This window comes from Acidithiobacillus albertensis (assembly GCF_001931655.1).
GTDB lineage: Bacteria > Pseudomonadota > Gammaproteobacteria > Acidithiobacillales > Acidithiobacillaceae > Acidithiobacillus > Acidithiobacillus thiooxidans.
In genome coordinates, this window is the sequence record NZ_MOAD01000112.1 from 1 (window position 1) to 1,031 (window position 1,031).

Annotated in this window: 1 protein-coding gene; it reads left to right on the forward strand. The window is 55.1% G+C overall.

The window, feature by feature from the left end; translation table 11 throughout:
* Positions 1 to 296: 296 nt before the first annotated feature.
* A partial coding sequence (locus BLW97_RS18385) for a heavy metal translocating P-type ATPase (protein ID WP_143215005.1) occupies positions 297 to 1,031 on the forward strand: 735 nt, incomplete at its 3' end.

Below are 1,031 nucleotides of genomic sequence, written 5' to 3' on the forward strand. Positions count from 1 at the left end.
TTACTCTGACAACATTTTTGAAAAATGTAAAACAGAGCGCATGGAGGGTGTTGGTATTCGCTATGCAAAAATGGTCAAACTCACCTCATCTTCGTTCCACGGCGAAGACGTTTTCAGGGCTGTATCGGTGAGTCTGTGACAGAACGTGCAGTCCTAACACAAAAACCACGCTTGACCTTGCAGTGGGCCTTAATGTTTATCATGGACTGATGGTGGTGGTAGCAGGGTTTTACAGGAATCGTCTGTGAGAGGTAATCCACTGGACATAGCGGATATCACCGTGAGGGGGCATGTTTATGGATGAAAAAACTCGTGGACAGCTTGAGATTGGCATAGACGGGATGACCTGCGCCTCTTGTAGCGCTAGGGTGGAGCGGGCATTGGGAAAGCTGCCCGGAGTCACCTCGGCCAGTGTAAACCTGGCGACCGAGCGAGCCGAAGTATTTTTCGACCCACAGCAACTCGATGCCGCCCGCATTGCCGGAGCGATCCGCGAGACCGGCTACACACCGGTGACCGATGAGATTGATCTTGTGGTGGAGGGCATGACCTGCGCTTCCTGTGTGGGTCGCGTAGAGCGTGCACTCAGAAAGCAATCTGCCGTGCTTGAGGCTGTGGTGAATCTGGCTACCGAGCGTGCGCATGTACGCTACATTCCAGCCATGATCAGTACGGACGAGTTGGCCAGCATTGTAAGCGCGGCGGGTTACGCAGCGCATCCTGTTCAGGAAGACGAGGGACAGGATGGCAATGAGACAGACCAGCGCCGTGCGAGTTTGCGCGCCATGGGCCGTGATGTCATCGTCGCTGCAGTGCTGGCTATGGCGATTCTGGTGTTGTCCATGGGTGCCTCCTTCTTCCCCGCTTTTGACCGCGCCCTGATGATCACCAGCCCTTTTGCACATTTCTGGGAGTGGGTGCAGTTTGTGCTTGCCAGTATCGTGTTGTTCGGTCCCGGTAGGCGGTTTTTTAAGCCGGGACTGATCGCCTACCGTCACCTTTCGCCAGACATGAACTCCCTGGTGGCCACC